The sequence below is a fragment of the Limnoglobus roseus genome, from assembly GCF_008254045.1.
Classification (GTDB): domain Bacteria; phylum Planctomycetota; class Planctomycetia; order Gemmatales; family Gemmataceae; genus Limnoglobus; species Limnoglobus roseus.
This window is the reverse complement of the sequence record NZ_CP042425.1, coordinates 9,266,606-9,279,639: the sequence shown is the minus strand read 5'-3', so window position 1 is coordinate 9,279,639 and position 13,034 is coordinate 9,266,606. Positions and strand designations below refer to the sequence as shown.

The 13,034-nt window shown below is 65.3% G+C and carries 10 protein-coding genes; 6 read left to right on the top strand and 4 right to left on the bottom strand.

What is annotated here, in order from left to right; translation table 11 throughout:
* Positions 1–22: 22 nt before the first annotated feature.
* Positions 23–793, top strand: a complete 771-nt coding sequence (trhA, locus tag PX52LOC_RS39710; protein ID WP_149115287.1) for a PAQR family membrane homeostasis protein TrhA — start codon at positions 23–25, stop codon at positions 791–793.
* Here the strand turns inward: trhA and PX52LOC_RS39705 are convergent.
* Positions 727–1,506, bottom strand: coding sequence for an ABC transporter ATP-binding protein (locus tag PX52LOC_RS39705; RefSeq protein ID WP_149115286.1), 780 nt, complete (start codon positions 1,504–1,506; stop codon positions 727–729). The two genes, trhA and PX52LOC_RS39705, sit on opposite strands and share 67 nt — an antisense overlap.
* A gap of 170 nt (positions 1,507–1,676) precedes the next feature.
* Between PX52LOC_RS39705 and PX52LOC_RS39700 the strand changes: the two genes are divergently transcribed.
* Together PX52LOC_RS39700 and acnA are read left to right on the top strand one after the other, a co-directional pair.
* A complete protein-coding gene (locus tag PX52LOC_RS39700) occupies positions 1,677–2,573 on the top strand; it encodes a hypothetical protein (RefSeq protein ID WP_149115285.1) in 897 nt (298 codons plus the stop codon).
* A gap of 124 nt (positions 2,574–2,697) precedes the next feature.
* Entirely contained in the window at positions 2,698–5,379 is a 2,682-nt protein-coding gene (acnA, locus tag PX52LOC_RS39695) for an aconitate hydratase AcnA (RefSeq protein WP_149115284.1), read from the top strand.
* Between the two features lie 378 nt (positions 5,380–5,757).
* Here acnA and PX52LOC_RS41535 read toward each other — a convergent pair whose 3' ends face one another.
* A complete protein-coding gene (locus PX52LOC_RS41535; RefSeq protein ID WP_168219501.1) occupies positions 5,758–5,997 on the bottom strand; it encodes a hypothetical protein in 240 nt (79 codons plus the stop codon).
* Between the two features lie 18 nt (positions 5,998–6,015).
* Between PX52LOC_RS41535 and PX52LOC_RS39685 the strand changes: the two genes are divergently transcribed.
* A complete protein-coding gene (locus PX52LOC_RS39685; protein ID WP_149115282.1) occupies positions 6,016–6,903 on the top strand; it encodes a sugar phosphate isomerase/epimerase family protein in 888 nt (295 codons plus the stop codon).
* Positions 6,904–7,017: 114 nt separating this feature from the next.
* On the opposite strand, the gene PX52LOC_RS39680 is transcribed toward PX52LOC_RS39685, so the two are convergent.
* The gene (locus PX52LOC_RS39680; protein ID WP_178132603.1) at positions 7,018–8,406 is read right to left on the bottom strand and encodes an alkaline phosphatase family protein; all 1,389 of its coding nucleotides are present in this window, start codon (positions 8,404–8,406) and stop codon (positions 7,018–7,020) included.
* Between the two features lie 112 nt (positions 8,407–8,518).
* Here PX52LOC_RS39680 and lptB point away from each other — a divergent pair, with 112 nt between their 5' ends.
* Positions 8,519–9,982, top strand: a complete 1,464-nt coding sequence (gene lptB, locus PX52LOC_RS42200) for an LPS export ABC transporter ATP-binding protein (RefSeq protein ID WP_218575247.1) — start codon at positions 8,519–8,521, stop codon at positions 9,980–9,982.
* 100 nt (positions 9,983–10,082) lie between these two features.
* Entirely contained in the window at positions 10,083–11,924 is a 1,842-nt protein-coding gene (locus PX52LOC_RS39670) for a dihydroorotate dehydrogenase (RefSeq protein WP_168219500.1), read from the top strand.
* Here the strand turns inward: PX52LOC_RS39670 and PX52LOC_RS39665 are convergent.
* Complete coding sequence (locus PX52LOC_RS39665; protein WP_149115279.1) at positions 11,906–13,027, bottom strand: hypothetical protein; 1,122 nt, start codon at positions 13,025–13,027, stop codon at positions 11,906–11,908. The two genes, PX52LOC_RS39670 and PX52LOC_RS39665, sit on opposite strands and share 19 nt — an antisense overlap.
* Positions 13,028–13,034 lie beyond the last annotated feature (7 nt).

Below are 13,034 nucleotides of genomic sequence, written 5' to 3'. Positions count from 1 at the left end.
TCGGAGTCAATGAGGAGAACGGATGGACTTTCATGACCGCGTGAGTTCGGCGACGCACCTGTTCGGGGCCGTCTGGTGTTTGTTCGTCGGCCTGTTCCTCGTGCGCATCACCCGGCGGCAACCGCTCTCCCGGCGGCTGAGCATCCTGGCGTACTCGCTCAGTGCCGTCACGCTGTACACGTTCAGCGGCCTCTTCCACGGCATCGAACACCCGTCGCCGGAGACGCGCCGCGTCTGGCAACTCCTCGACCAGTCGGCGATTTATTGGCTGATCGTCGGTTCGAACGTGCCGGTTGCGGTCTACCTGCTCTCGCCGTTGTCGCGGAACCTGCAACTCGGCGGCATGGTCCTGCTCGCCGCCGGGGGAACCGCGTGCTTGTGGCTGTTGCCGCAGGTGCCGCACGATCTGCTCATCGGCCTGTACGTGGGGCTGGGCGTTATCAGTCTGATCCCGCTGCGACGGTACGTACAACTGCTCGGCTGGGGCGGCCTGTTCTGGATTTTCCTGCTCACGGGCTTCTACATCGGCGGGGCCGTCTTCGAGGCGATCAAGTGGCCGACGCTGCTCCGTGCGGAGGATGGGCGAACGGTCATCGGCCCGCACGAACTCTTGCACCTCTGCGACATCGCCGGCACCGCCGCACACCTGCGACTGTTGCTCCACTTCATCATCCCCTTCGGCTGGCCACCGAGGCCGATGGAAGAAGCGGAGGGGAAAAGGTGGTATCACTTCCGGGGCACGGGCATCACCAACGGCGTGCCGAACTCCGGGTGGCGTGACACCGCGAGTTGAGTCCCGTACGCGGCGCTCAGTGCGTCGGCTTTCAACACTTCGTCCGGCGTGCCGACGGCCACGACACGGCCGGCCGCGAGCAGGACAACGCGGTCGGCCCACAGGGCGGCGAGGTTCAGATCGTGCAGTGCGGCGACCACGGCCAGGCCGTCGCGGGCAAGTCGCCGGAGTTGGTCGAGGACTTCCCCCTGGAAGCGGAGGTCGAGGTGTGAAGTCGGTTCGTCCACCAGCAACACGGCCGGCTCTTGCGCGAGTGCGCGGGCCAACCCGACGCGCTGGGCTTCGCCGGCCGACAGTTCCGTCACCCGCCGTTCGGCGAAGTCAGCCAGCCCGGCGCGGGCCAGCGCCACTTCGACCGCGTGCCGGTCTTCGGCCCGAAACGGCAGCACCCACCCGCGGTGCGGCGCGCGGCCGAGCGACACGACTTCCGCCACGGTCAGCGGCCGGTCTCGCTCACCGCCTTGCAATGCCAGCGCGATTCGCTGGGCCGTCCAGCCAGGACTACGGTCCCAGACGGCGACGCCGTCGAGGGCCACTGTGCCACGGGCCGGGCGGAGTTGCCGGCCGAGCGATCGCAGAAGCGTCGTTTTGCCCGCCCCGTTCGGGCCGATGAGGGCCATGAATTCGCCGGCTCGGACGGCCAGCGTCACCGCCGCCAGCACCGGCCGGTCGGGGTAGCCCGCCGTAATTTCGTCGGCCGTCAAGTTCGTCATCGGATCGGGCGTGTCGGGTGGGAGGTCGTTCGCCAGGGTACCGACTGGTTTACGAACTCCCCGAGACCGGGGCCGACGCCACTGTTCCCGACGGCATCGTTCCGATAGAAGTGTCCGGAGGCGGTTGAACAATTTCCTCTCACCTTTTCTCGGCGGAATCGAGCGAGCGGATGTCCAACGAACGGAGTGAACCGGCCGTCCGGCCGCGCCGAGCTGTGCCGTTCCGCGGGTGGCTGATCGCCGCGGGCGTGGTCGCCGTGCTGACGGCCGTCGGCGTGCGCCTCTGGTATTCGCCGACGGTGGACCCGGAACCGCTGAAGCCCGTTCACGCCCCAGACCCGACCTTGTTGAAGCACGAGGGGGAGATCCAGGCCCGCGTTGCCACAATCCTCACGACCCCGCCGGCCCTCGACGAGAAGTCGCCGCACCCGGTCGAGGGCGTGCCGTCGAACGCCTCGCCGGAACTCTCGGCCTTCCGCATCGTCGAGGACCACCGCGTCTACGACCTCCGGGCGTGGAAGCCGGTCGGGGCGGGGGACGGCCCGCACACGGCCGGCGTGCTGATGACCCGCACCATGAAACTGGTGAAGCAAGCCGCAGCCGACCGCATCGACTTCCTGACGCGGACCAGCGGCTCGGACCTGGCGGTGCGGTGCGACGTCCCCCGATCCGACGCAGCCCGCGTATTCGTGTCACAGAAGAAGCCGGTGGTGAGCGGCCGCGAGATGACCGAGCACCGGCTCTCGGTGGACGTGGCCGGTGTGCCGGTCGGCGGCGCGTTCGATCTGTCGTTCCGTACCACGTACTGGAACTCGCTCCAGACGCCGGAGGAACAGTGGTTCGGCACCATCGGCTACGACGGGTCCACGCTCTTGTCGATGCTGATTCTGTTCCCGGAGTTCCGCCCATTCAAGGGCGGCGGCCTCCGCACCGGCCCGGCGAACGGCGACCTCGTGCCCTACGACGGCACGCAGTTGGTGTTCAAGGGCGGGGCCGGGGCGTGGATGTACTGGGAAGTCCCCGGTCCGAAGACCGGCAACATCTACCGCCTGGACTGGAAGTGGTGAGCCGAAGTTCGCACTCCCCTCTGTTCGGGTGAACGCCCGACGCCGCTTCCCAGAACTCCCGTTGCTTTCTGCCCCCGCGGTTCAACAATAGGCAACAGACAATCGCTCAATTCCGAGGCCCGTCATGCTCAATAGTTTCCACACGCGCGCCACGCTCGCCGTCGGCCAAAAGTCGTACACGATCTTCAGCCTGCACGCTTTCGAGAAACAATTCCCGGCCGCGAAGAACCTCCCTTTCTCCCTCAAAGTGCTGCTCGAAAACCTCCTCCGCCGCGAGAACAACCTGTCGGTGCAGACGAAGGACATCAAGGCCCTCGCCAACTGGAACGCGAAGGCCGAGCCCGACGTGGAAATCGCATTCACCCCGGCCCGCGTGCTGATGCAGGACTTCACCGGCGTGCCGTGCGTGGTGGACCTCGCCGCGATGCGGGACGCCATGAAGAGCCTCGGCGGCGACCCGGCGAAGATCAACCCCCTCGTGCCGGTTGAGTTGGTCATCGACCACTCGGTGCAGGTGGACGAGGCCGGCACGCCGATGTCCTTCCAGCAGAACACGAAGTTGGAGTACGAGCGGAATCAGGAGCGGTACACGTTCCTGCGGTGGGGGCAGACGGCGTTCAACAACTTCCAGGTCGTGCCGCCGGAGACGGGCATCGTTCACCAGGTCAACTGCGAGTTCCTCGCCCGCGTCGTCTTCGTCGACGAGGCCGGCACCGCGTACCCGGACACGCTCGTCGGCACCGACAGCCACACGACGATGGTCAACGGCCTCGGCGTCCTCGGCTGGGGCGTCGGCGGCATCGAGGCGGAAGCCGCGATGCTCGGCCAGCCGGTGACGATGCTCATCCCGCAGGTCGTCGGCTTCAAACTCATCGGCAAGTTGAAGGAAGGCGCGACCGCGACGGACCTCGTGCTGACGGTCACGCAGATGCTCCGCAAGAAGGGCGTCGTCGGCAAGTTCGTCGAGTTCTTCGGCCCCGGCCTGCCGCAACTGTCGTTGGCCGACCGACTGACGATCGCGAACATGGCCCCCGAGTACGGGGCGACCTGCGGCATCTTCCCGGTGGACGCCGAGACGATCAAGTACCTCCACCAGACCGGTCGCAGCGACGAGCAACTCGCCCTCGTCGAAGCCTACGCGAAAGAGCAGGGGCTGTTCCACGACGCGAACACGCCGGCCGCGACGTACACGGACACGATGGAACTCGACCTGTCCACGGTCGTGCCGAGCCTCGCCGGCCCCGCCCGACCGCAGGACCGCGTGGCCCTGACGGACGTGAAGCAGAACTTCGGCGACAACCTGCCGAAGCTGAAGGACGCTGCCAAGCGTGCCGCCGGCCTGCCCATGGTGGGCGCGGTCTCGCACGAGTCGAGCCACGGCCAACTGCACGACGGCAGCGTCGTCATCGCGGCCATCACGAGTTGCACGAACACCTCGAACCCGTCGGTCATGATCGCGGCCGGCATCGTGGCCCAAAAGGCGAACGCGAAGGGGTTGGCCACCAAGCCTTGGGTGAAGACGAGCCTCGCCCCCGGCTCGAAGGTCGTGACCGAGTACCTGACCAACTCGGGCCTGCTGCCGGAACTTGAAAAGCAGCGGTTCCACGTCGTCGGCTACGGCTGCACGACGTGCATTGGCAACAGCGGCCCGCTCTCGGAGAGCATCAGCAAGGAGATCACCTCGAACGCCCTCGTGGTATCGGCGGTGTTGTCCGGCAACCGGAACTTCGAGGGCCGCGTTCACGCCGAGGTGCGGGCGAACTACCTCGCGTCGCCGCCGCTTGTCGTGGCTTACGCTCTCGCCGGCAAGGTGGACATCGACTGGGAGAAGGACTCCCTCGGCACCGGGGCCGACGGCAAAGAAGTCTACCTGAAGGACGTGTGGCCGACGCAGAAGGAAGTGCAGGACGTGATCGACACGGCCATCACGCAGGAGAGCTACAAGAAGACCTACGCGAGTGTCTACGACGGCGACGAGAACTGGCGGGCACTGAGCATCCCGACCGGCGACCGCTACGCCTGGGTGCCGACCTCCACGTACATTGCCAACCCGCCGTACTTCGTCGGCATGGGCACTGAACCATCGGCCGTGCAGGACATCGTCGGCGCGCGGTGCTTGGCCGTCCTCGGCGACAGCATCACGACCGACCACATCAGCCCGGCCGGGAACATCAAGAAAGACTCGCCGGCCGGCCGGTACCTGATCTCGCACGGCGTCGAGCCGAAGGACTTTAACCAGTACGGAGCCCGCCGCGGCCACCACGACGTGATGATGCGCGGCACGTTCGCCAACATTCGACTGAAGAACCAACTCGTGCCCGGCGTCGAGGGCGGCGTGACGCGGTTCCTGCCGACCGGCGAGCAGATGAGCATCTTCGACGCCTCGATGAAGTACCAGCAAGCCGGCACGCCGTTGGTCATCCTCGGCGGCAAAGAGTACGGCAGCGGGTCGAGCCGCGACTGGGCCGCGAAGGGCACGAACCTCCTCGGCGTGAAGGCCGTGATTGCCGAGAGTTACGAACGCATCCACCGCAGCAACCTCGTCGGCATGGGCGTGCTGCCGTTCCAGTTCAAGCCGAACGACTCGGTCACGTCCCTCGGCCTGACCGGCGAGGAAGTGATCGAAATTCACGGCATCCCGGACGCCCTGAAGAAGGTCGGCACGGGCAAAGTGTTCGTCACCATCAAGGCCGGCGACAAGACGTTCGACGCCCTCCTGCGGGTCGACACGCCGCAGGAAGTGCTCTACTACCAGCACGGCGGCATCCTGCCCTACGTGCTGCGGCAACTGTTGCTGGCGAAGTAAACCCAATCCCAGGAGCGCAATATGTTCGCCCAGTTTGATAACGACGGCGGTGCAAGTTACTTTTTCATGATGTTGCTCGTTATCATCGGAGTCGTACTCGCAATCCAAATTTTGTTTCTGCTAAACTTGTCCCGCTGCCTGCAACAGATCAGCCCTCGGAATCGGGACATTGAGCCTGGAAGTGTGTGGTTGTGGCTCGTACCATTTGTGAACTTGGTGTGGATGTTCATCGTGGTTAACCGTGTTTCTAGTTCTCTGAAGAACGAGTACCGAGATCGTGGCTGGCGGGTGCGAAGCGATTTCGGTAGCTCGGTGGGACTCACATACTGTGGTTGTGTACTCGCGAGTATCATTCCTGTCGTCGGAGCAATCTTCGGCTTAATCGCCTTGGTTTGTTTCTGCATTTACTACCGGCAGATTGCGGGTTACAAGACGGAACTCGTTGAGAATAGTGGGCCTGAAGGTGATGACAGGCGAGATGAAGGACGGTCGCGCCGGGGCAGCCGAAGATATGCGGATGAAGATGACGACTATGATGACCGCCGTGATCGCCGCGATCGACGAGGTGACCGATACGACGACGACTACGACGACCGCCGAGACTGATATCTTGTTCATTCCTGTGGAGAACTTCTCATGCCACTCCTCTCCCGTCGCTCCTTTCTCGCGGCCGGTGCCGCCACGCTCGCCGCCCCGCTTCTGCCCGCCATCGAGCCGATCGTTCGCCCTGGGTCGAAGGCGGACATCAAGCTCAGCCTCGCGGCCTACGGCTACCGGCAGTTCCTCGATCTGAAGAAGCCGACGATGACGCTGTTCGAGTTCATCGACCTCGCGGCCGACCTGCCGCTGGATGCGGTCGAACTCACGTCGTACTACTTCGCCGAGACGACCGACGCCTATCTGGACAAGGTGAAGGAGCACGCCGCTAAGAAGAAGCTCGCCATCTCCGGCGTGCCGGTCGGCAACAACTTCTGCGTGAAGGACGACGCGAAGCGGAAGGTGCAGATCGACCTCGTGAAGGACTGGACCGTGCGGGCCGCGAAACTCGGGGCGAAGACGGTCCGTATTTTCGCGGGCAACCTGGAGAAAGGTGAAACGCTGGAGATGGCTCAGGCGCGGGTCATCGCCGCGATGGAAGAGTGCCTGGAAGTCGCGGCGAAGCACAACGTCCTGCTCGCCCTCGAAAACCACGGTGGCATCACGGCCACGCCGGAACAACTACTGGCGCTCGTGAAGCCGATCAAGAGTCCGAACCTCGGCGTGAACATCGACACCGGCAACTTCCACACGGCCGACCCGTACGCCGATGTCTCGAAGATCGCCCCTTACGGCGTGGTCTGCCAGATCAAGACGGAGGTCCAACCGGCCGGCGGCAAGAAGGAAGAGGCGGACCTAGGCCGGTACGTGAAGATTCTGAAGGACGCGAACTTCCACGGCTACTTGGCCTTGGAGTACGAGGCGGCTGCCGACCCGAAGGTGGCGATCCCGAAGTACGTGAAGGAACTGCGGAAGCTGTTGGGGTGAATGAAGAATGGCCCACAGATAACGTAGATCGGAGCGCAGATGAAATCTTGATCAGAATTCTTTCTGGATCATCTTCGTCTGCGTTGAAATCCGCGTCATCTGCGGGCCATGTTTTCAGTCTTGAAGATCGAGCGCGTTCAACAACAAGTCCCGCACGCCGGTCATCGGCACGCTCTCGCCGGGGTTCGGCCCGTGCCCGATCAGAACGGGCCGGTCCCGCGGGTCGCTCGCGGCCAGCCCGTGACTGCCTCGGACGAGGGTCGGGTCGAGCGGCACCACGTCGAAGATCGTGCGGAAGCCGAGCTTCTTCTGAATCAATCGTTTCGCCGCCCGCAACTTCGGGGCGAACAGCTTCGGATCCCAGAACAGTTCGCACGGGTCGAAGCCGGGCTTGTGGTGGATGGCCACCGCCCGCGCGTAGTCCGGGGCGGCCGCGTCGTCGAGCCAGAACGGGTACGCGAACCACGCCGTCGGCTTCGCCAGCAAGACGATCTCGCCTGACCGCTCGTGATCGAGACCAATCGCCGATCGCTCGTCGCCGACGAGGACGCGGTCCACGCCTTCGAGCGGGGCGAGCAAGTCCCGCACGCGCGGAATGTCGGCGGCGTCCTTCACGTAAACGTGGGCCAACTGGTGATCGACGACGGCGACCGCCCGGCTGTCGTACAGGTCGAGTTGCTCGCCGAACGGCCCTCGCCGCACGGAAAGAAGGCCCGTCGCCCGCAGAACGCGGTTCGGCAGCACCGGCGTGTCCACGTCACAGTGGCCGTACTCGCTGACCACCCACACGTCGGCCCCGGCTTTCGTCGCCGCGTCGAGCAGCGGTGCACAGGCGTCGTCGAGTTCCCGCACGTGCTTCGCCATGTCGCAACCACTTGGTCCGTGCCGCTGCGGTTCGTAGTCCAAGTGCGGCAGGTACACGAGCGTCAGGTCCGGTGTCCACTCGAAAACGACCTGCCCGGCGGCCTCCGCGATCCATTCGGTGCATTTGCGGCCGGCCGTCGGTCCCCAGAAGCTTGGGAATGGGAAGCGGCCGTACATCCGTTCTAAACTCATGGCCATCTCTAGGCCGGCGGGGCTTGAGGAGATGCCGAACGCCTTATTGCCGTCCACGCCGTACCAAGGCTTCGGCGTCACGCTGAATTCGACGTCTGCCCCCTGGTTAAACCACCAGAAGAGCTTCGCCGCCTCGAAGTGCCGGCCGCGTTCCTTCGCCCGTCGCTTCGCCGTCGCGTACACCGGCTCGGCCTGCATCAGCCGGTTCGACTGCTGCCAGAAGCGGACCTCGTTCGTGTCGCGGAACAGCCAGCCGTTCGCGACCACGCCGTGGGCGCTCGGCAATTGCCCGGTGAGGATCGTCGCCTGAGCCGTGCAGGTGACGGCCGGCAGCACCTCGGGCATGTTCGCGACCCAGCCCGCTTTCGCGACGGCCGACAGGCGGGGGGCGTGTTCCAGCAACCGCGGCGTCAGGCCCACGGCGTTGATGAGGATGATCGGTTTCATGGAGTTGGGATACAGCCCCCGGCCGCGGTTGTCACACTCGGCTTGCCCGATCCGCGCATCTTCGGTACAAGCCCTGGTGGAACGGACTCACACGGCGGGCGGGGGCACGGACATGGCCTTGTTGGAAGTTCGCGGGTTGGTGAAGCGATTCGGCTCGCGGACCGTCGTGAACGGCGTCTCGTTCGACGTGAACGCGGGCGAAGTCGTCGGCCTCCTCGGCCCGAACGGGGCCGGTAAGACGACCAGCTTCCGCATGGCGACCGGCCAACTCACGCCCAACGAGGGCCAGGTGCTGTTCGCCGACAAGGACGTAACGACGTTGCCGATGTTCCGCCGGGCACGGTTGGGCATGGGCTACCTGTCGCAAGAGCAGAGCGTCTTCAAGAAGCTGTCGGTCGAACAAAACCTGCTCGCCATCCTCGAAGCCCTGCCGCGGAGTCGTTCGCTCGGCCGGCGGTTGACCCGCACCGAGCGATGGGACCGCACCGACCAGGCGCTCACGCGGTTCAACCTCCAGCACGTTCGCAAGAACAACTCTGCCCGGTGTTCCGGCGGGGAGAAGCGGCGGCTCGAAATCGCCCGCTGCCTCGTGTGTGAACCGCTCCTCATCCTACTCGACGAACCGTTCGCGGCCGTGGACCCGCTGACCACCGAGGACATCCGGCACAACATCCGCGACCTGGCGACCCAGGGCATCGGCGTGCTGCTGACCGACCACAACGTCCGCGAGGTGTTGAAGATCACCGATCGCAGCTACCTCATCAAGGACGGCAAGGTCATCGCCTACGGCACGCCGGACCACATCAAGAGCGACCCGGTGGCGATCCGCGAGTACCTCGGCAACACCTTCGCCGACGACTACGTGCCGCTCCGACAGGCCACGCCGTCGCAAATTCCGTGGGCCGAGACAACGCGAATCGTGCCGCCCGCCCCGCCGCCGGAATCTCTTTCGCCGAGTCCGATCCTCGACCCCTACCTGCCGACGAACGCGGAGAAGAATCCGCCGGACGATGACCCGCCACCTCCACCCAACGGTGGTCGACCTGTGCCCAAACCTAGTCCGAATCCGATCCCTCGGTCGGGCCCCACACTGAACCCCATACCGGCAAACTTGCTGCCGGGGAAGTCGCCGTCCGTGACCGTTCAGGATGAAATGCCTCCCCCGCCAGCGGCACCCAAGCCGCCCGAAACCGTCCTCGGCCCACCGTTGCTGCCGCCGATCCGTGGCCCGGTTCCGAGCGGGCCGGCACCGTTCGGCCCGTCCGGGCCGGGCAGTTTCAGCCAGCCCGCACGGCAGATGCTGGAATACGAGAAGATGCGGCGGATGGTCGATCTGTTGAACACCGACGGCTGGCAGAACGGCTGGCACGAGTTGGCATTGAAGGGCTTGGACGCGGTGCCGGTATTGCTGGAAGCGCTCGAACGCCGGCAGCCGAACATCCGCCACCTCGCCTTCCGCCTGCTGGAGCAGATCACCGGCGAGTCGTTGTCGTTCCAAGCCGACGAGGCCGATGACGTGCGCCTGCGGCAGATCGCCTACCTGCGGGCGAAGTTGGAGCCACGACGGGCGGCCTGATCCGTCCCGGGGCGGATTGTTCGCCGATTCGGTTGCCCCGGCCACTTCCATTTCGGTTCGGATCGTAGGAAGATTCACCACGCCCCGCGAACCGTTCGCCATGCCGGACTGGTTTTACCGCACCGTGTCCCGCCCGCTGCTGTACCGGCTCCCGGCCCGGGCGGCTCGCTCGTTCGCGCTCGGCTTCATGGGCCGCCTCGCGAGACTGCCGTTCGGCGGTCAACTCATCGACCTGCTCGGCCACATGCGGCCGGACCCACGGTTGGCCGTCACTGTGCTCGGAACGAAGTTCCCAGCCGCCGTCGGTCTGGGGCCGGGCTTGGACGTAGAAGCCGTCGCGCTGCCCGCGCTCGCCCGGTTCGGCGTCGGCTTCCTCGACGTGGGGCCGATCGGGCTGGCGGAACCGCCGCACCCGCTGCGGGTCGAACGGCACGACGCCTCGGAGACGATTGCCTTTCCCAACTCACACCCACCGCTCGGGTTGGCGACGGCCCGGCCGAAACTCGCAGAAGCGGCCCGCATCGGCGTGCCAGTGATTGTCCGGCTCGCCGCAAGAACGGCCGATGAACTTGCGGAACTTGTGGAGGCCGTGTCGCCGCAAGCGAGCCTGATCGCCGTGCCGGCCCGGCTGCTATCGTCTGCGGCATGCGGCCGGCCACTGTTGCCGATCGTCGCGGACCTTCAAGATCTGCAATTCCTTGAAAGGGCCGTGGGCGCGGTTGTCGGGGGCGCGATTCCGCGGAGAGACGGCGGAAGCGAAATCGGCGCGACGGCCCGCGAACCGGCGTTGAAACTCGTCTCGACTCTCCGTGAACGGTTCGGCCCGGCGTTCGCGATCATTGCCCGCGGTGGGGTTCACGAAGCCGCCGACGCGCTGGCCCTGCGGGACACGGGCGCGGACTTGGTGGAAGTTGACAGCGGCCTGGTCTTCACAGGGCCAGGGCTCGTGAAGGCTGTCAACGAAGCGTTCCTCGCCCGCACGGTCACGGATGAACCCGAACCGGCCGTGCGACCGCCGCAGCGGTCGTGGTTCTGGACGCTGCTCATGGGCCTCGGCATGGCCGTCGGCTCGGTGCTCGCGCTCGGCATCGCCGCCACGCGGGTCGTGCTGCCCTACGACGAGCAGTTCGTCGGCATGACCTGCGGCCAACTCCGTGACGTGAACCCGCGGCTGTTGCCGTTCATGGCCCACGACCGCGTGACTCTCGCCGGCACGATGATCGCCCTTGGCGTGATGTACGTCGGCCTGTCGCTCGGGGCCATCCGCCGGGGCCATCACTGGGCGCAAGTAGCCGTCATCGACTCCGCGGGCGTCGGCTTCCTCACGTTCTTCTTTTTCCTCGGCTACGGCTACCTCGACGTGCTGCACGCCTTCGTTACCGGCGTGCTGTTCCAGTTCCTGCTGCTCGCCGTCTACGCCGACCTCGGCCCGAACCGGCCGCCGCGCCACCAACCCACGCGAACGGATCGCCGGTGGCGGCTCGGCCTGTGGGGGCAACTCATTCTGATCCTCCACGCCATCGGCGTGTTAGGGGCCGGCGTCGTGATCGGCGGGTTCGGCATGACGGTCGTGTTCGTGCCGGAAGACTTGGCGTTCATGCGAACGACGGCGAACGACCTCGCGGTCGCGAATCCGAAGTTGCTGCCGTTGATTGCCCACGACCGGGCGACGTTCGGCGGCATGTTGATTTGCTTCGGCATCGTGCAACTGCTGACGTGCCTCTGGGGCATCCGTGCGCGGCAAGCGTGGCTGTGGTGGACGCTTTTCGCCGCCGGCATGGTAGGGTACACGCCGGCGCTAGCGGTGCATTTCGCGGTCGACTACACCGACCTCGGCCACCTCGTCCCGGCGTTCGCCGGAGTGATCGCGTACCTCGTCGGCTTGGGGTTACTCGGACCGTACATGCTGCGGCCGGATGTCGGTCACTTCGTGAGCGTGTAGCTGAACGCCCCCAGCAGTTCGCCCTCGCGGCAGCCGTGGCAACTCGCACACGCCTTCGCCGCCCGAATGCCGCCGACCATCCGCAAGAACGGTTCGGTGCGAGATTGACCGAAGTAAAGCCCGCCGCCACCAGCGACGGCCTTCAGCCCGGCCGCCTCGAACTCGTCCGGGTCGCGGGTCGGGGCCGCCTTCGCCTCGTCCATGCGGGGCAGGTTTGTTGTCATGTAGACCGTCGGTTTCGGGTGTTGGAGTAAGCCGATGAGTTCAACCGAGGCGATCTTCCAACCGCCGTCGACATCCAACCCCCAAAACTCGTCGTCTCGCCCGTAACGGATGTTGCCGCCCATCTGATGCGACTGGAAACCGAGAATCTGGTTGTGGTTTTTCTCCCAGCCCCATCCTTGCGGGAAGGCGAAGTGTCCGACCGTCTTTCGATGCTTCACTTCCAAGTCGAGGGGTGGTTCCCGAAGCGGGTGCTCGAACGTTCGGACGGATTCGGACGTAACCGTAAATCGCGGCTGCGAGATCGGAGGGCGGCGGGGCAGGTAGTAATCCTTATCTCGAATCCTGGGCGCCATCCGCATGACACCGAAACCCGGGTTGTTCACGAAATGATCGACAGTGTTGTCGTGAAGCATTGAAAACTCGAACTTCCGGCCCGAGTCACTTGTGAGGGTGGCAAAGTATTTGGACTCGCCCTCGCTCGGCGAGATGATTTCGGCCTTGATGGCGGGCACGGCCGGTCGTCGCAACCGTTCGTCCGGGTCCAGGTCGGTCATCGCGCTGCGGATCTCACGGAATCGCTGAACGTCCGGCGCGACCAACAAGATGGCGGGAATCGCGTGACCAATGACAATTGCGAGCAACAGGACCGGAAGGATCGCGGATGGCCGTCGGCCGGCGTAGTGCCATCCGATCGCCAATGCACCAGCGACCGGCCAAGTGATCGTAAACCCGGACAGGAACGTCATCATGAAGCAGGTGCAACACGAAAGTGCCCCGCCGATTAATCCCGTCCGAACGAACGTGAGAGGCCGAGAAGCGGGGTTCCGCATCCTCTTCGCGAACACCCCGTAGCAGATGGTGGAAAAGAGAAGCGACATGTAGAGC